Source organism: Rhodoferax ferrireducens, assembly GCF_031458075.1.
Classification (GTDB): Bacteria; Pseudomonadota; Gammaproteobacteria; order Burkholderiales; family Burkholderiaceae_C; genus Rhodoferax_B; species Rhodoferax_B ferrireducens_A.
Genome location: NZ_JAVDXT010000001.1, coordinates 46,069 through 66,145, shown reverse-complemented (window position 1 = coordinate 66,145; position 20,077 = coordinate 46,069). Strand labels below are relative to the sequence as shown.

The following is a 20,077-nucleotide window of genomic DNA, read 5'->3' as shown; positions in this document are numbered from 1 at the left end:
TCGGTAAATCAGGCTACAACGGGTTTGAAGACTTTCAGCCATTTGGCTGCCGGCAGGCCCCAGCGGGTCTGGATGGCGTCGGCCCGCTCCAGCAGGTCCTCGCGCGACGGCCGGCTGGCCGTGCGCTGGGCCAGCACCACGGTATTGCCCTCGCGCGTGGGCTTGAAGGCCCAGACCGCATCGGCACCGAAGGCGGCGGTGATCTTCTCCACGCTGGCCGGGTAGCTGCTGGCCTCGCCAAACAGGTTCACCGTCATGCAGCCCTCGTCGGTCAACAGCTTGCGGCAGTCGGCATAGAAGTCGGCGCTGTCGAGCACCGGCGCGGCCGCGTCCTGGTCGTACAGGTCGACCTGCAGCGCGTCCACGGTAGCGGCCCAGTCGCTGTTCTGGATCTTCAGCGCGGCGTCGCCCAACACGATGTGCAGGCGCTCGTCATCGGGCGGCAGCTTGAACCAGAAGCGGCAGGCCGACACCACCTGCGGGTTCAGCTCCACCGCGGTGGTTTTCATGCGCAGCTTCTTGCGGCAAAACTTGGTCAGCGCCGCCGCCCCCAGGCCGAGCTGCATCGCATGCCGCTTGGCCACGCTGCTGGGCGGCACAAACAGCAGCCAGGCCATCATGCGCTGCACATATTCGAGCTCGATGTCGTAAGGCATGTCGAGCAGCATCGAGCCCTGGACCCATTCGGTGCCCAGGTGCAGGGTGCGCACATCGCCGTAGTCGCAAAAGTTGACTTCGGGCAGGGCGGAGGTTGCCGTGGCGGCAGATTTACGGGCCATCAAATCATTCCATATTGTTCAAACACTTCCCGCCACGCGGCCAGCTTGCGCGCAAAACTCCAGCTGGCATTGGCCGGGCTGGTGGATGGCAGGCGGACGGTGGGCAGGCCCAGCTCGGCCAGTTGGCCGGCGTGGCGAAAACTCTCGGCCCCATTGTGCGCGACGGCCTGCAGCCCGGGGCAGCGCTGGCGCAGGGCGACAAAATCATTTACTTCGGCTTTACGGATCTGCGCGTCCAGGCTGCCCTCGCGTTCGCAGCTGGCATACACATCCCACAGGCCAACGCCCTTGGAAAGCATCCAGTTGCTACGGAATGCATAGCTGCTTGCGCAGATAGTATCTGCGTCAGCGGCATAAATGGCACTTAATATGCGCCAGAACTGGTTCTGCTTGTGGCCGTAGTACTGCTGGGCCGCCAGCGAGGCCGCGCCCGGAAAGCTGCCCAGCACCACCAGCCGGGTGTCGGCCGATACCAGCGGCGGCAAGCCGACCAGCCGGGTCATACGGCCAAGGCCTGCAAACGCGGCAAGGCGGCCAGCGCATTGCGCGTGGTCGCCGCCTCGATCTCGCCCACCGCCACACCGCGCAGCCCGGCCAGCACCGCGCCAATGCGCGGCAGCTCGACTGGCGAATTGATGCCCTGGGCCTGGCCGGCCGCGCGCTGGGCGGCGGTGGTGTAGAGCCAGTGCGGCGGGATGTCGGGCGCATCGGTCTCCAGCACCAGCGCCTCCAGCGGCAGGCTGCTGGCCAGGCGGCGCAGCTGGTTTGCCGCCTCGAAGGTCATGGCGCCGCCAAAGCCCAGCTTCAACCCCAAATCGATAAAGGCCTGGGCCTGCTGCGGGCTGCCGTTGAAGGCGTGGGCAATGCCCAGCCAGCGGCCGCCCGGCCCGGCCACGGCGCGCAAATGCTTGAGCACATGGTCGGCGCTGCGGCGCACATGCAGGATCACCGGCAGGCCGTGCTTCTTGGCCAGCTTGAGCTGGGCGCGGTAGAACAGCTGCTGGCGCGCCAGCATGGCCGGCTCTTGCAGCGCAGGCACAAAGTAGTCGAGCCCGATCTCGCCCACCGCCACCAGCCGCGGGTCGTCGCGGTGCTGGGCCAGTGCCTGGTCCAGCAGGTCCAGGTCGCCATCCTGGGCGCGCGGCACGAACAGCGGGTGGATGCCCAGCGCATAGGCGTCCTGCGTGCGCTGGGCCAGCAGCCGCACCGTGTCGAAGTTGCTGGCCATCACGCCTTGCAGCACGCAAAGCGCTACATTTTCAATAGCTGCCTGCGCACGCAGATCCAGCGCTAGAGCATGGTTGGGTCCAAATTCCGGAGCATCCAGATGGCAGTGCGTGTCGATCCACATAGTGCGTGGACTTTAACGCCAGCCTCGCCACCGTGGCTAAGGCCGGCGGTCGGTGTCGTCGAACTCGACGCCGTCCAGATACTGCGGCGCGGTGGTGGCGTCGAAGTCGGGCTGGTGGCCCATCAGAAACAAGCTGGCGTTGTCCAGATCTTTGGCGGTGATGCCCGACTGTAGCGCGGTGACGAACTTGCGCCAGGCCAGGTCCGGCTCGGCCAGCTTGAAGCCGTAGTAGTGCTCGTCGCCGCGCGCCTCGCTGCGTACCGCCATCACTTGCAGGCTGGACGCCTCGGAAACCCCCAGCTGGATCTGCGCAGGGGACCAGATGAACAGCGGCAAGCGCGACCGCGAATGGGCCTGGAAACCGTCGTCCGACAGCTCAACCAGCTGCAGCTCCACCGACCGGGCGTCGGCACCGCTGCCCACCGCCAACTGGCCGCGGCACTTGAGCGAATAGCGCTGGTGCTGGCGCAGGCCGCCCCCCGGCGCGCTCGACGCCGCCACCGGCGGGATCACCGCCTTGTACTCGGGCAGGTTGTAGATCGAGTCGAGCAGGATCTTCTCGCGCTCGCTGAGGTTCTTGAAGACCTGGGTGCGCTGGTTGAAAAAGTAATCCAGCATGGTCGGCGTCATCACCGGATCATTGGTGGTGAAATACCGGCGGGTTGGCAAGATAATATTTTTAATCCGGCTTTTAATAAAATAAAAATACAGATCTTTTTTCTTTTTCTTGCCTGAATATACTTTCTTAAATATCAAAGGCACGGTCGTCAAATTCAAACTCGCACCCACCGCCGGCGCCCCGTTGGCAAAATCGTATTTCTGGATCGCGTGGGCCTGCAACCGCTTGAAGAACAGCAGCGACTCGTACATCTCGATCCGGTCGGGGTTGACCGCGATCACCAGGTGGGCGGTGTCGAAGAAGGTACTGCAATACTGGTACATGAACTTCATCAGCGGGAACAGGATCGCCCCCCCGGTCTTGCGGAAGTTCGGGTGCACCGCCAGCGCCGAGACCTCGGCGATCTTGCCCTTCTCGGCATGGATATCGCTCAGGTCGAAGATGGCCTGCAGCGGGAAGCCGAATGCGCTTTGCCGTATCAGCGAAATCGTGCCCACCACCTCGCCATCGAACTTGGCGCACAGCGTGGTGGTAGTGGGCAGCGCGTGGTAGATGGTGGCACGCAGGCCCGACGGGTCGGGCTTCATGAAGCCGCTGGCCACATAGGCGTCGTGCAGCAGCTTGAAGCAGGCTTCCAGCTCGTCCTGGGTGTCGGCAATCTTCAGCACCAGGCGCTCATCGGGGTGCAAGTCGCAATTTACAAACGAGCGGTAAATCGAGAAACGGATTTTCCGGGGCAGGAATGCAATCGCCTTGCGCAACCCCTGATGCAGCCCCTTGCGCACCCTTTTGCGCAGCGGAATGGCGTGCGTATTCTGCAGGGTGGTCATGGCTTTACGCCTTGACCGTGCCCGGTAGCAACGCCCGTTTTATCTATTAACAATCCCAGCCCCCAAGCCATTTAAAACAAAATAATCGATGATGGCTTTTATTTCAATACCGAACATTATTTTACCAAAGCCGCCCCATACAGCATCCACACAGCAAATACATAATCTCACAAATGAATACCCGCGGCCTGCTTTCATGGTTTCTGAAAATGCTCGGCAGTGCGCTGCTGGCAACCGGGGCGGCCATCCTGCCGGCCTGGGCCGGTGATTGCGGTGGCCCATCCGCCTGCTACCTGGGCTTCACGCCGGCCGGGCAGACCGGCCGCTTGCACTACTTTGCGTCGCAAGACCCCGCCAGCAGCCCCGGCGACCCTAAGGCAGTCTTGGTCGCGGTGCACGGCCACCCGCGCGATGCCCTGACCAGCTTTACGGCCGCCTGGCAGGCGGTGCAGCAGGCCGGCACCGGCGCCCGCACCCTGGTGGTCGCGCCGCTGTTCCAGGTCGCCAGCGCCGACGCAATCCACTGCCGCAGCCCGGGCGTGCCCAGCGCCGAAGCCGGCGACCTGCTGTGGACCTGCGCCTCCTGGATCGCTGGCGAACCAGCCCGCGGCAGCCCGCTGACTTCGTTTGCGGCCATGGATGCGCTGGTGCGCGAGCTGCTGCAGCGCTGGCCCGGCCTGCGCACGGTCACGGTGGCCGGCTTTTCTGCGGGCGCGCAGATGGTGCAGCACTACATTGGCTTTGCCGCCCTGCCACCGGCTGGCGTGGCGCTGCGCTACGTGGTGGCAGCGCCCGGCAGTTGGCTGTACTTCGACCCGGTCTGGCCGGCCGACACGCTGGCCGCCTGCCCCGCGGTGCAGCGCTGGAAGTACGGCACCGGGCAGCTGCCCGCCGGCCTGGGGCGCAGCGCTGCCGAAGCCCGGGCCCGCTATGCCCAGGCCGATATCCACTACCTGGTGGGCGCGTTGGACAGCAGCAATGCCGCCGGCACCTTCTACAAAATCCTGGACAAAAGCTGTGCCGCCCAGGCCCAGGGGCCGTACCGCTTGCAGCGCGCGCAAGCCTATGCCGACTACGAGCGCCGGCTATTGGCTCCAGCGCCGCAGCGCAGCCTGGTCATCGTGCCCGGCTGCGCGCACGACGTGGCCTGCGTATTCCCCTCGGCTGCGGCGCGGGCCGCGCTGGTAGGCGGCTAGCGCAGCCAGCGGCGCAGCACCCAGGCGCCCAGCACCAGCAGGCCCAGCGTGAGCAACACGATGGCAATGGTCAAGGGGCCGGGCTGGCGCAGCGCAGCAATGATCTGCTGCATGAAGAACGCCATCACCAGGGTGCTGGGTGCCATGCCCAGCGCCGTACCCAGCAGCATGTCGCGCAGCCGGATGTGCGTGGCCCCGGCCACCATATTGGCAATGGCAAACGGCGCCACCGGCACCATGCGCACCGCGATCACCGCCAGCACGCCCCGCTCGGCCAGCCGGCGGCTGACCGCATTCACCCGCGCACCGCCCAGGCGCTGCAGCACCTCGCGCCCCAGCAACCGGCCCAGGCCGTAGCTCGCACCGGCCCCCAGCAGCGCCCCGGCCAGGGTGTAGCCCACGCCAGCCCAGGGGCCGAAGGCCACCAGGGTCACCAGGGTCAGAAAAGACAGGGGCACGGCCAGGGTACTGGCCAGCGCAAAGCCGGCCACGGCCGCCACCGGACCAAACGACTGGCCCAGCTGCTGCAGGCCGGCGACGATGCGGTCCACGTCCAGCCAGGCCCGCAGCGGCGACGCGCTCCAGGCAATCGCCAGGCCCAGCACGGCCGCCAGCAGCAGCACCAACCACAGCAGCCGCCAACGCAGAGAGGAGCTCAAGGCGCGATGTCCATGCGATCGGCGATCACCTTGGCCAGCTCGTTGACGTTGCCGGGTTCGAAGATGGAACCGTGCAGGCCAGGAATCTGGTGCTCGTACAAGTGCTTGGGCATGAGCCGGCGCCAGGGCCCGAACAGCCAGCGCCCCCAGCTCGACAGGCCCGAGGACTTGAGCAGCAGGGTCGGCCCGTCGAAGCCCGCGGGACGGTAGCCGTCCAGCGCCATCACCTGGCTGACCAGGCCGGGGTCGTTGAACATCGCCCCCATGCGGCGCCCGTTCAGGCTGAGTTCCTGCACCCGCAGGCGGCGCACCAGCCAGCTGCACAAGCGCCAGAACATAGTGCCGCCCAGGCGCGACGCCGGGTAGGTGGTATCGATCAGGAACAGCCCGCGCAGCGGCACGCCGCGCTGGCGCAGCAGCCGGGCCGCCTCCAACGCCGGGATGCCGCCCACCGAGAAGCCGGCCAGAAAGCCCGGCCGCTTGCCATGCGACTGGATGCACTCGGCATACAGCTCGGCCAACTCATTAATGTTCTTGATCGGGTGGGCGAACGGTGGCTGCAGCATATGCACCTCGCAGGCATTGCCCAGCGCCCGGGCCAGGTTCTGGAAGCGCAGCAGGTCACCATGGCCCGAGGCCGCCAGGTACAAGGGTACACGGCCGGTGTCGGCACCCAGGTTGACCATCACGCTCGGGCCCTTGGCCTTGGCCAGCAGGGCCTGGGCCAGGCCTTCGATGGTCGGGTGCTCAGTCACCAGGTACATCGGCACCTTGCGGCCGACCAGTTGCTCGATGCTGGTCAGCAGGGTGACCGCGGCCAGCGAGTCGCCGCCCAGGTCGAAGAAATTGTCCTGCACGCCCAGCGGCCGGGTGTCCAGCACCTCTTCCCACAGCGCCAGCAGCTCGGTCTCGTAGGTGCGGCTGGGCGCGCGGGCTTCGCGCAAGGCGTTGGCCTGGCCCGGATCGGGCAAGGCGTCGTAGTCGATCTTGCCGGCCGCACTGCTGGGCAGACTGGGCAAGATGCTGATGCCGCCGGGCACCATGTAGTCCGGCAGGCGGGCCCGCAGCACGGCTTGCAGGCGGTCTACGGTGGTATGGCCGACTGCGGCCACCCAGGCCTGGATCTGCGGCTTGCCCTTGCGCTCGACCAGCTTGGCTGCGGCCTGCAGCACGCCGTCGATGGCCGACAGCGCGGACTCGATCTCGCCCAGCTCGATGCGGTAGCCGCGCAGCTTGATCTGCCGGTCCTGCCGGCCCAGGAAGTGCAGATTGCCGTCGCTGCCCAGCCAGCCCCGGTCACCGGTGCGGTACATGCGGGCGCCGGGCCGGTAGGGGTCGGGCAGGAACACCTGGGCGTCCAGCTCCGGGCGGTTCAGGTAGCCGCGCGCGATGGCATCGCCACCGATGAAGATTTCGCCGGGCACGCCCATGGGCATGGGCTGCAGCGTCTGGTCCAGCACGTAGATGCGGGTGTCGTCAATCGGCCGGCCTATCGGCAGTGCGCCATCGGTGCGGGGGTGGTCGCATTCCCAGGCGGTGGCAAAAATCGCCGTTTCGGTGGGGCCGTAGACATTGAACAAACGGGCGCCGGTTTCCTTCAGGAAGCGGCGGGCCAGCTCGGGCGACAGCACCTCGCCGCCGCAGCAGGCAACGCGCAGCTTCAGGTCGCGCCGGTGCCCCGCGGTGTCGAGAAAGCGGCTCATGGTGCTGGGCACAAAGGCCATGATGGTGACCCCGTGCTGCACCGCAAAGTCGGCCAGCGACTCGGGCAGCAAACGCCCGGGCGGCGGCAGGGCCACGCTGGCGCCATGCACCAGCGGCAGCAGCAATTCGATCAGCGAGGGGTCGAAGGTCAGCTGCGTGGCCTGGGCCGAGCGGTCATGCCATTCCACCGCATAGGTGCGCGACAACCAGCCCAGGCGCCGCGCCAGCGTACCGTGCTCGATCATCACGCCCTTGGGACGGCCGGTGGAGCCGGAGGTGAACAGCACATAGGCCAGGTCGCTGGCCGCAGGCCGGGCCGCCAGGCGCGGCACACCGTGCTGCGCCACCTCGACCTGGGCCTCCCGCCAGTCCACCTGCAGGCTGCAGGCGTGCAGGCCGCCCAGCCGCTCTACGGATTGCGGCTGCAGCAGCACGGCGATGGCGCCGCTTTCCTGCAGCACCGCTTCCAGCCGGCCTATCGGCGCATCGGTATCCAGCGGCAGGAACGCGGCACCGGCCTTGGCCACGGCAAGGATGGCCACCACCATGTCGGCCGAGCGCTCCATCAGCACGGCCACGATCTGGTCCTTGCCGGCGCCCAGGGCCCGCAGGCGCCAGGCCAGGTGGGTGCTGACGGCATCCAGCGTGGCGTAGTCCATCGCCCCCTCGTTCCAGACCAGCGCGCTGGCCTCGGGGCGCAGGCCGGCATGGTGCTCGAACAGCGACACAAAGGGTTGGGCGTAAGCCATGGCGGCCACGTCCTTGTGCAGGCCGTCGACCAGCGCCCAACGCTCCTCGGGCGGCAGCAGCGGCAGGCTGTGCGCCAGCGTGTCGGGGGCACCCATGCAGGCCTGCACCAGATGCCAGAGTCGGCGCCCCAGCAGCTCGACCTCGCCCACGGCAAAGCAGGCGGCGCTGGCTTCCAGGGCCAGCTCCACATCCTGCTCGGCATGGAATTCGCACACTGTCACGCCCAGCGGAAACCGGGCCTTGCCGGAAAACAGCTGGCGCAGCTCGACCAGTTCGGCCGCGCCAAAGAACACCGCATAGTCCTGTCGCTCGAACGACAGCAGCACGTCAAACACGCCTTCGCGGCGGTTCCGCGCCAGCTCCAGCGTGCGGCCCAGTTCGCTCAGCGGATAGCGCGGATGGCGCAGCGCCGAACGCATGGCGCTGCCCACGGCAGCCAGCAGCTCGCCCACCGTCATCTGCGGCGTCAGCGGCACCACTACCGGCATCACGCCGACAAACATGCCCAGGGTGTCACTGTAGCGGCGGCCGCCGCGGTTCAGGCTGGGCACGCCGACCACCACCTCCTGGCGGTTGCCGATCCGGCCAAAGTACAGCACCAGCGCAGCCAAGAAGAAATTGAAGGCGCTGGAGCCCTGGGCTGCGGCGACCTGGCAGAGCCGGTCGTAGTCGGCCCGGGCCACGCGCTGCAAGCCCACGCGGGCTTCGGGCAGCTCGTGCTGCTGGCTGCTGGCGTAGCGCCGCTCGATCAGCGGTGCCGGTAGCACCGGGATTTGGGCCTGCCAATAGGCCGCATCGCGGTCAAACGCTGGCGACTGGCGGTAGCCCTGCGATTCGTCGATGAACTGCCGGTAGCCGGGTACCACCCGCACAGCGGGCGCGCGACCGGCTTCCAGCGCGTTGTACAGCTCGCTCCAGCGCCGCCCCACCTGGGTCGTGCCCCAGCCGTCCATCACCAGGTGGTGGAACTGGATGGTCAGCCCGTGCAGGCTGTCGTGGCCGCGCAGCAGCGTGAAGCGCCAAGGGGGTGTGCCGTCCAGCGCAAACGGCAGCTTCATGCGCTGCTGCCACCAGGCGCGCATGGCCTCCTTGGGATGGGCCTCGGCACTCATGTCCAGCAGCTCCAGGTTGGCGCTGCCCTGCGCCAGCAGCACCTGGCGGCCATCGACCAGGGGGGCCAGGCGCAAGGCCTCGCTTTCGGCGACCAGCAGCTCCAGCGACTGCCGGAACCGCGCCAGGTCCAGCGGCCCCTGCAAGAAGCAGCAGCCGCCGATATTCAAATGCGCACTACCCGCCCAGGTGCGCTGGTCCAGCCAGACCTCATGCTGGCTGAGCGAGAGGTTCAGCCCCTCGGCGGACGGCCCGGGGTTCACTCTGTCCATGTGGCAATCTTCTCCATCGCATGGCGGTAACCCACCTCGACAATCTCATCGGCACGACGGTAGGCCATCAGCGAAAAATCGGCCACCGGCGGCTCCAGGTAATGGTCGGCCTGGGCCCGGGTGGCGGCGCGCTGGTTCAGGCCGCCGATGTGGCCGGCGCGGTAGAGGATTTCGGCAATCCCCGGCTGGCTGTGCGCCGCACGCGAAAAATAAGCCTTCAGCTTGCTGCGCACCGACAGCCGCTGCAGCCGCGGGTCGACGCCCATGTCTTCGCGCACATCGACATCGATGGCGATGATGGTGCCGTTGCCGCGCCGCTTCTCCAGCGGCACGCCCAGGCGCATGCGCATCGCGTCGACCGGCACGTTTTCCAGGATCGCACCGTCCACCAGCAACTGGCCCTCGTGCAGCACCGGCGGGAACAGGCCGGCCGGCGAGTTGCTGGCCAGCACTGCGCGCCACAGCGGGCCACTCTCCTGCACCGTGGTGCGGGCGGTGGTCAGGTTGCAGGCCGCGGCAAAGTACGGCATCCACAGCGCATCGACCTGGGTGTCGCCGAACATGCGCTGCAGATCGCGCGCCACGCGGCGGCCCGACACCAGGGAGATGATGGGCAGGGTCAGCCACTCGCCGCCCTCGGCGAATGTGCGGGTCTGGTCGCGGATGCTGTCCAGCGGCAGGCCGCACGCGTATTGCGCACCGATCAGCGCACCCATGCTGTTGCCACCCACCAGGTCGACCGGAATCTTGGCCTCCTGCAAAGCCCGCAGCACGCCCAGATGGGCAAAGCCCCGGGCGCCGCCGCCGCCCAGCACCAGGCCGACGGCGCGGCCGGTCAGAAAGCGCGCCAGGCGCGCATAGTCGCCGTTCTGCTGGCTGCGCAGCGGGTAGATGCGCTCCAGCGTGCGGCCCAGACGCCAGGGTCCGGTGGCCTGAGGCAGCGCGGCCGTGGCCGCATGCAACAGCACCAGGTGCTGGCGCTTCATCTGGACGCCGGGCTGGCTGGCCAGGCCCAGCTCCACGGCACTGGGCACCGCAGACGCGCCGGCGTCGGCCACCCACACCACCTGGTCGGCCTGGCGCAAGGCCCGCCGGGTCCAGGAAGAGGGGGAAGCGGCTCCGCCATCGGCCTCCAACACCAGGTAGTCATTGGCGTCTTCCAGCGCATCAAACCGGTCCTCGGCCGCGCCGGCTGCGGGTGTAACGTGGTGCACCCGGCCCAGCCGGCCCAGGGCCTGGGCCAGGCCGCGCGCCACCTCGGCTGCGCCGGTGCTGCCCGGCAGGGGCAGCACTACGAAGGCATGGGCCTGGTGCCGCTGCAGCACCCGCGCGCTGTGGCGCAGGTGCTCAAAAATGGCTTGCGAAAACACCCGGTTCACGGCCAGCGGCTGGCGCAACAGCAGGGTTTCGAAATGGCTGCGGTGCAGCACCGCCAGGGTGGAATCGCGCACCGCGCTGACATCGGCGGTGCGCGGCTGCTGCAGCACCATGCCCGTCTCGCCCACGCTGTCGCCGGAGCGGATTTCGTTGTACAGCAGCAAACCGCTCTCGGCACTGCGGCGCGATACGCGCAGGCGTCCGGTGAGCACGAAGAACATGCTTTCGGCCGGCGCCCCTTCTTCGAACACCATGCTGCCACCGGGCACGTCCTGGCGCTCCAGCAGCCGGGCCAGGTCGTGCAGCACGGCGTCGTCCAGGCTGCCGAACACCCGGCTGTCGCGCAGCACCTGGAGGGCCCGCCCGTAAAACTGCTCCTGACCTAGCATGGACCCACTCCTGCGCTTTGCATGTAATGGCCGCCTGGCCTGCTGTCGATAGGCGCACAGCGCGCCGCTGCGCCGTGATCCCGATACAAAAATACACAATTCACCAGTGTACGTCCGCACAGGAACGGTGCAACAGCGGGTTTACAGAAGCGAAGCGTAGCCCGGGTGTACGGGCTGGGCCGTGTCCAGCACGGCAAACTGGCCTTGGTTCAGGCGCAAGGTGCGGCCGCAACGGGCTGCCAGCGACTCGTCGTGGGTGACCAGTACAAAGGCCGTGCCCTGGTCGCGCGCCAGCTGCAGCATCAGGGCAAACACGCCGTCGGCGGTGCTGCGGTCCAGGTTGCCGGTGGGCTCGTCGGCCAGCACGCAGGCCGGTTGGGCCACCAGGGCGCGGGCGATGGCGACGCGCTGGCGCTCGCCGCCGGACAGCTCGGCCGGCCGGTGGTGGATGCGCTCGCTCAGGCCTACGCTTGCTAGCATTTTGGTAGCCTGCTGCGCAGCCTCGGCGAGCGGCATACGCCGAATCCATAGGGGCATGGCAACATTGTCCAGCGCGCTGAATTCGGGCAGCAGGTGGTGGAACTGGTAGACAAAACCCAGGTGCTGATTCCGCAACTGGCCCTGCTCGGCCGGGCCCTGGCTGGCCAGGTCCTGCCCATGCAGCAGCACCGAGCCGCTGGTCGGCGCGTCCAGCCCGCCCAGCAGGTGCAGCAAGGTGCTCTTGCCCGAACCAGAGGCACCGACGATGGCCACGGTTTCGCCGGCAAATACCTGCAGGTCCACGCCCTTGAGCACGGTCACATCGAGCCGGCCTTCGGTGAAACGCTTGGTCAAGCCATTGGCTTGCAATACAGGCTTATTCATAACGGAGCGCTTCTGCAGGGTTGACGCGGCTGGCGTGCCAGCTCGGGTAAATGGTGGCCAGGAAGGCCAGGATCAGCGATATCACCGCGATCGGCACGATGTCGGACTGCTGCGGCTCGCTCGGCATGCGGCTGATGAAGTACACCTCTTTGGGCAAGAAGCTGGCGTGGAACAGCTGCTCCAGCGCCGGCACGATCACGTCGATATTGAAGGCAATGCCCAGGCCCAGCGCCAGGCCGGCAAAGGTGCCCATCACGCCGACCATCGCGCCCTGCACCATGAAAATGCCCATGATGCTTTTCGGGCTGGCGCCCAGGGTGCGCAGGATGGCGATGTCGGCGCGCTTGTCGGTCACCGTCATCACCAGGGTGCTGACCAGGTTGAACGCGGCCACGGCCACGATCAGGGTCAGGATGATGAACATCATGCGTTTTTCCAGCTCGACGGCAGCAAACCAGGTCTTGTTCTGCTGGGTCCAGTCGCGGATCAGCAGGTTGCCGCTGAGGCTGTCGGCCAGCTGCTGCGCCACCTGGCGGGCCTGGTGCAGGTCCTGCAGGCGCACGCGGATGCCGGTCGGGCCTTCCAGGCGGAAGATGCGCGCCGCGTCGTCCATGTGCATCATCAGCAGCGCCGAGTCGTATTCAAAATGGCCGGAATCGAAGGTGCCGACCACCGTCATCTGCTTCAGGCGCGGCACCACGCCGGCCGGTGTCACCTGGCCGCTGGGCGCGATCAGGGTCACCGGGTCGCCCTCGCGCACGCCCAGGCTGCGCGCCAGCTCGGCCCCCAGCACCACGCCGAACTGGCCGGGCACCAGGCGCTCCATCACCGCCTTGGGCAGGGCCACGGCCAGGTCGGTGACCTCGCCCTCATGCGCCGGGTCTATGCCCCGCACGATAGTGCCCTTCATGTCGTCGCCGCGCGCCAGCAATGCCTGGCTTGCTATGAAAGGTGCAGCACCAATGACGGCCGGGTTGCGCTTCACCTCGGCCAGGGTCTTGGCCACATCGGGCAAGGCCTCGCCGTTCGGGGCGAACACCTCGATATGCGCGACCACCGACAGCATGCGGTCGCGCACCTCTTTCTGGAAGCCGTTCATCACGCTGAGCACGATGATCAGCGCCGCCACGCCCAGCGCAATGCCGAGCATGGAGACGCCGGAGATGAAGGAGATGAAGCCATTGCGCCGGGTGGCGCGGCCAGCCCGGGTGTAGCGCCAGCCCACCAGGAGTTCGTAGGGGATTTGCATGGAGCGGTAGAGAGCGAAAACAGCGGCGATTGTGGCATTGCGCCTGCAACGCCAGCTTGGCAAGGGCAATTTGCTATGTAAACAATAGCTGCCTGCGCAGGTACCAGCTGCGCTAGAGGCCTAAAAAGCTTGTAGTTCATGGCGCATTCCCACCGCATTTTTCGAGTCACTGATACAAACTAAGTGCTTACCCTATAAGCCAAAAAAGTATCAGAGATGCGCGGCTTGCGCAGTAGTAAGCCCCTGGGTGGCTGGCTAAGCTACAGGCATTCGCACAGAGGATGCAGCAGACCCGGGGTCTGCGCTCCCTGCACCCATAACCACAGCCGGAGACCGTGATGTCCCCTTACCTCGAACTGGTAGGCATTCAGCAGCAGGAGTCCTTCAAGGTCTGGACGCACGGCTATCCGTATGAAACGGTGCGCTGGCACTTCCACCCCGAGTACGAGCTGAACCTGGTGACCCATACCTCGGGCCGTTTCTATGTGGGCGACCACACCGGCACCTTCGAGCCCGGCCAGCTCTACATGGTGGGGCCGAACGTGCCGCACAACTGGATCAGCGAAGTGCCCGACAACCAGCCCGTGCCCGAGCGCTGCCGGGTGCTGCAGTTCTCCGGCAAAAGCATCATGGGCGGGATCGAGGCCTTCCCCGAACTGGGCCAGCTGGAGCGCCTGCTGGTAGACGCGCAGCGCGGCATCCTGTTCTCGCCCAGCACCTCGGCCAAGGCCGCACCGCTGATGGAAGAGCTGCTGCACGCCAAGGGCTTCCAGCGCGTGCACAAGTTCCTGAGCCTGCTGGAGATTCTGGCCACGGCCCATGACAGCACGCTGCTGGCCACACCCACCTTCCAGCCCGATCCGCAGGGCTACCAGTCGTCCACCATCAACCAGGTGCTCAGCTACCTGGCCGAGCACCTGGACGAACAGCTCAGCGAAGCCGACCTGGCGCGCTATGCGGGCATGGAGGCCAGCGCGTTTTCGCGCTTCTTCCGCCGGCATACCGATGTGCCCTTCATCCAGTACCTGAACCGCCTGCGCATCAACAAGGCCTGCGAGATGCTGATCTCCAGCGACACGCCGGTCACCGACGTCTGCTACGCCTGCGGCTTCAGCAATGTGTCCAACTTCAACCGCCAGTTTCTGGCGCAGAAGACCATGCCGCCCTCCAAGTTCCGGCAGTACTACCGCCTGAACGAGGACTGCGCGGCGCTGGGCTAGCGCCCCCACGCCACCCCATCCGCTCTGTACAAGCGGCCGCCCGACGGCGGCCTGGGCGGAGCTTTGCCCACAACCTTTTAAACACCCACCGACATGAACACCAACCGCCCCTGGAGACAAGCAAAATGAAGCAAGCACTCGATGGAAAGGTCGCGGCCGTCACCGGCGCCGCTTCCGGCATAGGACTGGAATGCGCCAAGGCCATGCTGGCGGCCGGCGCCACCGTGTTCCTGGTCGACCGCGCCACCGACCGGCTGGCCGCACTGTGCGCCGAGCTCGGCGAGCGCGCGATTCCGCTGACGGTGGATCTGCTGGACAGCGCCAGCGTGGCCACCATGCTGCCGTCCATCCTGGCCCGCGCCGGCCAGCTCGACATCTTCCATGCGAATGCCGGCGCCTATGTGGGTGGCGAGGTGGCCACCGGCGACCCCGACGCCTGGGACCGGATGCTGAACCTGAACATCAACGCCACCTTCCGCTCGATCCACGCGGTGCTGCCGCACATGATCGAACGGCGCAGCGGCGACATCATCGTCACCAGCTCGATCGCCGGCCTGGTGCCGGTGATGTGGGAGCCGATCTACACCGCCTCCAAATTCGCGGTGCAGGCCTTTGTGCACACCGTGCGGCGCCAGATCGCCCCGCACGGCGTCCGCATCGGCGCGGTGGCCCCGGGCCCCGTCGTCACCGCCCTGCTCGACGACTGGCCCAAGGCCAAGATGGACGAAGCCCTGGCCAACGGCAGCCTGATGCAGCCGCAGGAAGTCGCCGACGCCGTGCTGTTCATGCTGACCCGGCCGCGCACGGTGACGATACGTGACCTGGTGATCCTGCCGCTAAGCGTAGACCTCTGACCATGCAACACACAACGTATGTCATCGGTGTCGATATAGGCACCCAAAGCACCAAGGCGGTGTTGGTCAGCGCGCAGGGCGAAATCGTGGCCCAGTGCGCCCAAGGCTACCAGGTGGAAACGCCGAAACCGCTGTGGGCACAGCAGTGGCCGGATGTCTGGCTGGACGCCGTGGAATATTGCATCAAAGGCGTGCTAGCGCAGGCAGATATTGCGGTAGCTGCTATCAAAAGCATATGTGTGAGCAGCCTGTATGGCGGCAGCGGTATCCCGGTGGATGCGCAGGGCGAGGCCCTGTACCCGAGCCTGATCTGGATGGACCGGCGGGCGCAGGACGAGGTGCGCTGGGTGCGCGACCACGTCGATCTGGAGCGCCTCTTTGATATCACCGGCAACGGCGTGGACAGCTACTACGGCTACACCAAGATGCTCTGGCTGCGCGAAAAAGAACCCGCCGTGTGGGCCCGCACCCAGCAGTTTCTGCCACCGAACAGCTATGTAAATGCCCGCCTGACCGGCGAGGTGGCGGTAGACCACAGTTCGGCCGGCAATATCGGTGGCGTCTACGACGTGAAAGCACGCGGCTGGTCGGATGAAGCCCTGCAGATGCTGAGCATTCCGCGCCGCATGATGCCGGACCGCCTGGTCGAGTCCAGCGGCGTGGTCGGCCCGCTGCTGCCGGCCTGGGCCGAGCGCCTGGGCCTGCCCGCAGGTATTCCTGTGGTGGCCGGTGGTGTCGATGCCGCGGTCGCCACGCTGGCTGCTGGCGCAGCCCAGCCCGGCAACCATGTGGCGATGATTGGCACCAGCATGTGCTGGGGCACGGTACGCCCCAGCGTCGATGCGCGCCACGGCCTGATCAGCATGCCGCATGTGTTCAACGGCGCCCAAGATTTATATGTATTCGGTGGCGCTATCACTGCCGGCGCCTCGGTCACCTGGTTCCGCGAAACCTTTTGCCAGGCCGAGATCGCCACCGGCAAGGCGCTGGGCGTGGACCCGCACAGCCTGCTAGAAAAAGACGCCGCGCCACTGCCACCGGGCAGCGACGGCCTGCTGTTTCTGCCGTACCTGATGGGCGAGCGCAGCCCCGTATGGGACGCGCAGGCCAGCGGCGCCTTCGTCGGCCTGGGCCTGCACCACGGCCGTGCCAACCTGTACCGCGCGGTGCTGGAGGGTGTGAGCTACGCGCTGCGCCACAACATCGAAGCCGGCGTGAAAGGTATTGCCCAGCTGGACGAGCGTCTCGTGGTGGTCGGCGGCGCCAGCCATTCCGACATGTGGATGCAGATCATTGCCGACGTCACCGGCCGCCCGGTGTTCACCCTGGCCGACGACGTGGAAGCCTCGCTGGGCGCGGCCATGCTGGCCGCCTTTGGCGCGGGCCTGATCGACGCCGACGCGGTGCGCCGCGGCTGGGTCAGGCCGGTGCTGCGCACCACGCCCCAAGCCGCAGCCCACGCCGCCTACAACGACTTGTTTGCCCAGTACGTGGAGCTGTACCCCGCACTCAAACCAACCATGCACCGCCTGCGACAACCGCCCCAAGGAGACACACCGACGACCTAACCATCGCTTTGACACCCTGCCATTGTTGAATTTCGAATTTAAGAATTACATCCATAGGAGATAGACATGCACAAACGTACACACGCTGCCGCACTGGCCACCCTGGTGCTCGGCACCACCGCGCTGTACACCCAAGCCTTTGCCCAGAGCATCACGCCGGCCAAGATCGCGTTCCTGATGCCCGACCAGTCGTCCACCCGCTACGAAGAGCATGACAAGCCCGGCTTCGTGGCAGAGATGAAAAAGCTCTGCGCGGCCTGCGAAGTGCTGTACCAGAACGCCGACGGTGATGCATCGCGCCAGCAGCAGCAATTCAATTCGGTGGTTTCGCAGGGCGTGAAAGCTATCGTGCTGGACCCGGTGGACTCCACAGCCGCCGCCTCGCTGGTCAAGCAGGCCCAGGCTAAGGGCATCAAGGTCGTCGCCTACGACCGCCCCATCCCCGACGCCAAAGCCGACTACTACGTGTCGTTCAACAACGAAGGCATTGGCAAGGCGATTGCCGACTCGCTGGTGGCCCGTCTGAAGGCCAAGGGCGTGTCGCCCAACGACGTGGGCCTGCTGCAGATCAATGGCTCGCCCACCGACGCAGCTGCCGGGCTGATCAAGAAGGGCATCCACTCCAGCCTGGACAACAGCGGCTACAAGATCCTGGCTGAATACGACACGCCGGACTGGGTGCCCGCCAAAGCCCAGCAATGGGCCAGCGGCCAGATCTCGCGGTTCGGCAAGAAGATCATCGGCGTGGTGGCTGCCAATGACGGCACCGGCGGCGGCGCAATTGCGGCTTTCAAGGCGGCCGGCATGAACCCCGTGCCCCTGGTCTCCGGCAACGACGCCACCATCGCGGCGCTGCAGCTGATCATCGCCGGCGACCAGTACAACACCATCTCCAAGCCCAGCGAAACCGTGGCCGCGGCCGCCGCCCAGGTGGTGGTGAAGCTGCTGGCCGGTGAAACCCCAAAAGCCGAGACCACGCTGTACGGCACACCGTCGCAGCTGTTCGTACCCGCCGTGGTGACGGCCGAAAACCTGAAGGCCGAAATCATCGACAAGATGGTCAGCGGCAAGCCGATCCAGACCCCGGCCGTACTCTGTGTCGACCGCTATGCGGACGGCTGCAAGAAACTCGGCATCACCAAGTAAACACACCATGGCTGCACAACCAATACAACACCCTGCTGCTGGACCCACGGCCCGCGAACCGGTGCTGCGTCTGCGTGGCGTCTCCAAGCGCTTCGGCGCGGTGGCGGCTTTGACCGATATCGATCTCGACGTGCATGCGGGAGAGGTGGTTGCCTTGGTTGGCGACAACGGTGCGGGCAAGTCCACGCTGGTCAAGATCCTGTCCGGCGTGCACCAGCCGACCACCGGCAGCATGCACTTCTGCGGCCAGCCGGTGACCCTGGCCGACCCGGGCGCCTCCTTGGCGCTGGGCATCGCCACCGTGTTCCAGGACCTGGCGCTGTGCGAGAACCTCGACGTAGTGGCCAACATCTTTCTCGGCAAAGAGCTGAGCCCGCTGCACCTCGATGAGGTCAGCATGGAAGTCACCGCCTGGAAGCTGCTGAACGAGCTGTCGGCCCGCATCCCCAGCGTGCGCATTCCGGTGGCCTCGCTGTCCGGCGGCCAGCGCCAGACGGTGGCCATCGCGCGGTCCCTGCTGCTGAACCCGAAACTGATCCTGCTGGACGAACCCACGGCGGCACTCGGCGTGGCCCAGACCGCCGAGGTGTTGGACCTTATTGAGAGGGTGCGCGACAAAGGCCTGGGCGTGGTGATGATCAGCCACAACATGGAAGACGTACGCGCCGTGGCCGACCGCATCGTGGTACTGCGCCTGGGCAAGAACAACGGTGTGTTCGCTCCCGACGCCTCCAACCAGGAACTGGTCAGTGCCATCACCGGCGCATCGGACAACTCCGTCTCGCGCCGCTCCGGCCGGCGCCAGGCCCAACTCAACCAGACAGCATAAGAACCACCATGACAAGCGCTAAGCACACCACCGCCCCCGCCACACCGCTGCTCGACCGCAGCGACGAACGCTACCAGGTCGCCACCGGCGTGATGGGCAGCATCCGCAGCTTCCTCGACCGGGTCCGCGCCGGTGACCTGGGCTCGCTGCCGGTGGTCGTCGGGTTGGCGATCATCTGGACCGTGTTCCAGAGCATCAACCCGATTTTCCTGTCCAGCCAGAACCTGATCAACATGCTGTTCGATGCATCCACCATCGGCGTGATCTCGCTGGGCATCGTCTGCATCCTGATGGTCGGCGAGATCGATCTGTCGGTGGGTTCGGTCAGCGGCTTTGCCTCGGCCATCGTCGGCGTGCTGTGGGTCAACCATGGCTGGCCGGTGGGCCTGGCAATCGCCGCGGCGGTGGCGACCGGTGCCGCCATCGGCCTGCTGTATGCCCAGCTGTTCAACCGCTTCGGCATGCCCAGCTTTGTCTCAACCCTGGCCGGCCTGCTGGCCATTCTGGGCGCGCAGCTGTATGTGTTGGGCGGCACCGGCTCCATCAACCTGCCCTACGACTCGCCCTTGGTGAACCTGGGCCAGTCGGTGTTCATGCCGGCCTGGTTGGCCTACACAGTGGTGGCCCTGGCTGGCGGGGTGATGTTCCTGGCCGGCTTTCGCACCGCGGCCCGCCGCCGCAGTGTCGGCCTGTCGACCGAGTCGCTGCAACAACTGCTGCTGCGCACGCTGGCCATTACCGTGGTGCTGGAACTGATCACGCTGTACTTCTACCAGGACCGCGGTATTCCCTGGATGTTCGGCATCTTCATGGGCCTGGTGGTGGGGCTGGACTACCTGCTGAAGCGCACCCAATGGGGCCGCATGGTGAATGCCGTCGGAGGGAATCGCGAAGCCGCACGCCGGGCCGGCATCGATGTGCACAAGATCTACTCCAGCGCCTTTGTGCTGTGCGCCGTGCTGGCGGCTTTCGGTGGCGTGCTGGCATCCTCGCGCCTGGCCTCGGCCAGCCAGCAGGCCGGCACCGGCGACGTAAACCTGAACGCGATTGCGGCAGCCGTCATCGGCGGCACCAGCCTGTTCGGCGGACGCGGCAGCGCGTATTCGGCCTTGCTGGGCATCATCGTGATCCAGTCGATCTCCAGCGGCCTGACCTTGCTGGACTTGTCCTCGTCGCTGCGCTACATGATTACCGGTGCGGTGCTGGCCATCGCCGTCATCGTCGACTCGCTGGCCCGCCAGTCGCGCGTATCGCACGGCCGCGCTTGAGCGCTTCAGATGTGAGCGGCCACCTACCAAAAACCGAGGCCGC

16 protein-coding genes are annotated in these 20,077 nt (G+C 66.5%); 7 read left to right on the top strand and 9 right to left on the bottom strand.

Annotated elements, in window-relative coordinates; translation table 11 throughout:
- Positions 1-8 precede the first annotated feature (8 nt).
- The 4 genes from J2X19_RS00285 to J2X19_RS00270 are packed head-to-tail and all read right to left on the bottom strand — an operon-like array spanning position 9 to position 3,579.
- Complete coding sequence (locus J2X19_RS00285; protein ID WP_310369590.1) at positions 9-779, bottom strand: class I SAM-dependent methyltransferase; 771 nt, start codon at positions 777-779, stop codon at positions 9-11.
- The gene (locus J2X19_RS00280; protein WP_310369588.1) at positions 779-1,282 is read right to left on the bottom strand and encodes a DNA-deoxyinosine glycosylase; all 504 of its coding nucleotides are present in this window, start codon (positions 1,280-1,282) and stop codon (positions 779-781) included. Before J2X19_RS00280 ends, J2X19_RS00285 begins: the two co-directional genes overlap by 1 nt.
- Positions 1,279-2,130: a TatD family hydrolase gene (locus J2X19_RS00275; protein ID WP_310369586.1), complete on the bottom strand. Its 852-nt coding sequence runs from the start codon at positions 2,128-2,130 to the stop codon at positions 1,279-1,281. Before J2X19_RS00275 ends, J2X19_RS00280 begins: the two co-directional genes overlap by 4 nt.
- Before the next feature lie 36 nt (positions 2,131-2,166).
- Positions 2,167-3,579, bottom strand: coding sequence for a GNAT family N-acetyltransferase (locus J2X19_RS00270; protein ID WP_116605776.1), 1,413 nt, complete (start codon positions 3,577-3,579; stop codon positions 2,167-2,169).
- 173 nt (positions 3,580-3,752) lie between these two features.
- Between J2X19_RS00270 and J2X19_RS00265 the strand changes: the two genes are divergently transcribed.
- Positions 3,753-4,775 carry a hypothetical protein gene (locus J2X19_RS00265; RefSeq protein WP_310369583.1) on the top strand — a complete coding sequence of 341 codons (1,023 nt, stop codon included), beginning with the start codon at positions 3,753-3,755 and terminating at the stop codon, positions 4,773-4,775.
- Here J2X19_RS00265 and J2X19_RS00260 read toward each other — a convergent pair.
- The 5 genes from J2X19_RS00260 to J2X19_RS00240 form a co-directional block, all read right to left on the bottom strand.
- Positions 4,772-5,434: a TVP38/TMEM64 family protein gene (locus tag J2X19_RS00260; protein ID WP_165830812.1), complete on the bottom strand. Its 663-nt coding sequence runs from the start codon at positions 5,432-5,434 to the stop codon at positions 4,772-4,774. The genes J2X19_RS00265 and J2X19_RS00260 overlap by 4 nt on opposite strands.
- Positions 5,431-9,270 carry a non-ribosomal peptide synthetase gene (locus J2X19_RS00255; protein WP_310369579.1) on the bottom strand — a complete coding sequence of 1,280 codons (3,840 nt, stop codon included), beginning with the start codon at positions 9,268-9,270 and terminating at the stop codon, positions 5,431-5,433. The genes J2X19_RS00260 and J2X19_RS00255 overlap by 4 nt, the downstream gene beginning before the upstream one ends.
- Positions 9,258-11,036 carry a cyclic nucleotide-binding and patatin-like phospholipase domain-containing protein gene (locus J2X19_RS00250; protein WP_310369577.1) on the bottom strand — a complete coding sequence of 593 codons (1,779 nt, stop codon included), beginning with the start codon at positions 11,034-11,036 and terminating at the stop codon, positions 9,258-9,260. Before J2X19_RS00250 ends, J2X19_RS00255 begins: the two co-directional genes overlap by 13 nt.
- Positions 11,037-11,177: 141 nt before the next feature.
- On the bottom strand, positions 11,178-11,900 hold the full coding sequence (lolD, locus tag J2X19_RS00245; protein ID WP_310369575.1) for a lipoprotein-releasing ABC transporter ATP-binding protein LolD: 723 nt from the start codon (positions 11,898-11,900) through the stop codon (positions 11,178-11,180).
- Positions 11,893-13,149 (bottom strand): lipoprotein-releasing ABC transporter permease subunit, encoded by a 1,257-nt coding sequence (locus tag J2X19_RS00240; RefSeq protein WP_092758257.1) that lies wholly within the window; start codon positions 13,147-13,149, stop codon positions 11,893-11,895. The genes lolD and J2X19_RS00240 overlap by 8 nt, the downstream gene beginning before the upstream one ends.
- A 338-nt stretch (positions 13,150-13,487) precedes the next feature.
- Between J2X19_RS00240 and J2X19_RS00235 the strand changes: the two genes are divergently transcribed.
- The 6 genes from J2X19_RS00235 (at position 13,488) to J2X19_RS00210 (ending at position 20,034) form a co-directional block, all read left to right on the top strand.
- Positions 13,488-14,369, top strand: coding sequence for a helix-turn-helix domain-containing protein (locus J2X19_RS00235; protein WP_310369572.1), 882 nt, complete (start codon positions 13,488-13,490; stop codon positions 14,367-14,369).
- Positions 14,370-14,494: 125 nt separating this feature from the next.
- A complete protein-coding gene (locus J2X19_RS00230) occupies positions 14,495-15,223 on the top strand; it encodes an SDR family oxidoreductase (protein WP_310369570.1) in 729 nt (242 codons plus the stop codon).
- A 2-nt stretch (positions 15,224-15,225) separates the two neighbouring features.
- On the top strand, positions 15,226-16,791 hold the full coding sequence (locus J2X19_RS00225; protein ID WP_310369568.1) for an FGGY-family carbohydrate kinase: 1,566 nt from the start codon (positions 15,226-15,228) through the stop codon (positions 16,789-16,791).
- A gap of 66 nt (positions 16,792-16,857) precedes the next feature.
- Positions 16,858-17,937, top strand: a complete 1,080-nt coding sequence (locus J2X19_RS00220) for an ABC transporter substrate-binding protein (protein ID WP_310369566.1) — start codon at positions 16,858-16,860, stop codon at positions 17,935-17,937.
- A gap of 7 nt (positions 17,938-17,944) precedes the next feature.
- Positions 17,945-18,766, top strand: a complete 822-nt coding sequence (locus J2X19_RS00215; RefSeq protein ID WP_092758262.1) for an ATP-binding cassette domain-containing protein — start codon at positions 17,945-17,947, stop codon at positions 18,764-18,766.
- An 8-nt stretch (positions 18,767-18,774) separates the two neighbouring features.
- Positions 18,775-20,034: a sugar ABC transporter permease gene (locus J2X19_RS00210; RefSeq protein WP_310369561.1), complete on the top strand. Its 1,260-nt coding sequence runs from the start codon at positions 18,775-18,777 to the stop codon at positions 20,032-20,034.
- The last annotated feature ends 43 nt before the right edge of the window (positions 20,035-20,077 follow it).

Excerpts from the sequence above, each read along its gene's own strand:
- J2X19_RS00285 (WP_310369590.1), bottom strand. The coding sequence starts at position 779 with ATGGCCCGTAAATCTGCCGCCACGGCAACCTCCGCCCTGCCCGAAGTC.
- J2X19_RS00280 (WP_310369588.1), bottom strand. The coding sequence starts at position 1,282 with ATGACCCGGCTGGTCGGCTTGCCGCCGCTGGTATCGGCCGACACCCGG.
- J2X19_RS00275 (WP_310369586.1), bottom strand. The coding sequence starts at position 2,130 with ATGTGGATCGACACGCACTGCCATCTGGATGCTCCGGAATTTGGACCC.
- J2X19_RS00270 (WP_116605776.1), bottom strand. The coding sequence starts at position 3,579 with ATGACCACCCTGCAGAATACGCACGCCATTCCGCTGCGCAAAAGGGTG.
- J2X19_RS00265 (WP_310369583.1), top strand. The coding sequence starts at position 3,753 with ATGAATACCCGCGGCCTGCTTTCATGGTTTCTGAAAATGCTCGGCAGT.
- J2X19_RS00255 (WP_310369579.1), bottom strand. The coding sequence starts at position 9,270 with ATGGACAGAGTGAACCCCGGGCCGTCCGCCGAGGGGCTGAACCTCTCG.
- J2X19_RS00250 (WP_310369577.1), bottom strand. The coding sequence starts at position 11,036 with ATGCTAGGTCAGGAGCAGTTTTACGGGCGGGCCCTCCAGGTGCTGCGC.
- lolD (WP_310369575.1), bottom strand. The coding sequence starts at position 11,900 with ATGAATAAGCCTGTATTGCAAGCCAATGGCTTGACCAAGCGTTTCACC.
- J2X19_RS00240 (WP_092758257.1), bottom strand. The coding sequence starts at position 13,149 with ATGCAAATCCCCTACGAACTCCTGGTGGGCTGGCGCTACACCCGGGCT.
- J2X19_RS00235 (WP_310369572.1), top strand. The coding sequence starts at position 13,488 with ATGTCCCCTTACCTCGAACTGGTAGGCATTCAGCAGCAGGAGTCCTTC.
- J2X19_RS00230 (WP_310369570.1), top strand. The coding sequence starts at position 14,495 with ATGAAGCAAGCACTCGATGGAAAGGTCGCGGCCGTCACCGGCGCCGCT.
- J2X19_RS00225 (WP_310369568.1), top strand. The coding sequence starts at position 15,226 with ATGCAACACACAACGTATGTCATCGGTGTCGATATAGGCACCCAAAGC.
- J2X19_RS00220 (WP_310369566.1), top strand. The coding sequence starts at position 16,858 with ATGCACAAACGTACACACGCTGCCGCACTGGCCACCCTGGTGCTCGGC.
- J2X19_RS00215 (WP_092758262.1), top strand. The coding sequence starts at position 17,945 with ATGGCTGCACAACCAATACAACACCCTGCTGCTGGACCCACGGCCCGC.
- J2X19_RS00210 (WP_310369561.1), top strand. The coding sequence starts at position 18,775 with ATGACAAGCGCTAAGCACACCACCGCCCCCGCCACACCGCTGCTCGAC.